This window comes from Sporomusa acidovorans (genome assembly GCF_900101845.1).
Taxonomy (GTDB): Bacteria; Bacillota; Negativicutes; order Sporomusales; family Sporomusaceae; genus Sporomusa; species Sporomusa acidovorans.
This window is the reverse complement of sequence record NZ_FNAM01000126.1, coordinates 1-1,043: the sequence shown is the minus strand read 5'-3', so window position 1 is coordinate 1,043 and position 1,043 is coordinate 1. Positions and strand designations below refer to the sequence as shown.

General features: G+C 43.0%; 2 tRNA genes and 1 other RNA gene. All 3 read right to left on the bottom strand.

Features of this window, described 5'->3' with window-relative positions:
* Positions 1-150 precede the first annotated feature (150 nt).
* Positions 151-227, bottom strand: a tRNA-Arg gene (locus tag BLR65_RS28855).
* A 29-nt stretch (positions 228-256) separates the two neighbouring features.
* Positions 257-584: RNase P RNA component class B (gene rnpB / locus BLR65_RS28850), an RNA gene on the bottom strand.
* Between the two features lie 134 nt (positions 585-718).
* Positions 719-794 (bottom strand) — tRNA-Lys (locus BLR65_RS28845).
* Positions 795-1,043 lie beyond the last annotated feature (249 nt).

Below are 1,043 nucleotides of genomic sequence, written 5' to 3'. Positions count from 1 at the left end.
GACGGCAGATTTACAGTCTGCTCCCTTTAGCCACTCGGGAATCCCTCCGGAATTTTATTATAGGATGTTCCGCGCTTACGCTTGGAACTAAGCGATTCGCACCAATCAGACTTCGCCTTTCGGCTCGTCTTCTTGGACTCTCTGCTTATATGGCGACCCCGGCAGGATTCGAACCTGCGACCTTTTGATTCGTAGTCAAACGCTCTATCCAGCTGAGCTACGGAGTCTTTTTTATATTATTACAGCCTTCGTTAAAAACCGTAAGCCAGTTTCTGTTTTAGGAAATTATTTATCTAACGCATTATATGCGTTCTCCCCTTCGGTTTAATTCCCTACAGGAAGTTCCCCTACCAAAATTCGGGTTTCTGCCTCGTGGAGTTTACCACTTTTCACTAGGCTGTCACCAGCCTACTCATTCTCTGTGCACTTTATGACTACTTTCGGCTGCGAGAGTCGATTTCGCCGTCGTCAGAGCGAAGCTCTGCCCCATTTTGCAATGGGCACGAACACTACAACCATCTCAGGTTGTGGCAGTCTGGACTTTCCTCAATACTGTCATTACAGTACCGCAATTTCCCGTTTTTAAAAAAGGCTGGAATTTTCAAGGATGTTCCCTATTAACTAGTACTAGGATGTTCTTCGCTACCGCTCGAAAATAAGCGACTCACTCAAGTTCTCATTTCGCCTATCGGCTCGTGAGAACTTGGTTCGCTGCTTATGGTGACCCACCCGCGACTCGAACGCGGGACACCCTGATTAAAAGTCAGGTGCTCTACCGACTGAGCTAGTAGGTCATTAATTAAAAGTTAACTGAAGGAATTATATAATACCATAGTTACTTCTTATTTGCAACTTGTAACTTTTGGTATTCAGCTTAGTACCGCCATCACAGCGACTTTTATAGATTATCATATTCTTCGCTTTATGTCAATCGTACTTTATTACAACATCAGGGGATGTTCATGAAAAATAAGTTATAAAAAAAGAGGAAAAAAGAGAGAAATAGAAAATATAAGGCAATGAGGTGAAGAAGATGGAAAATC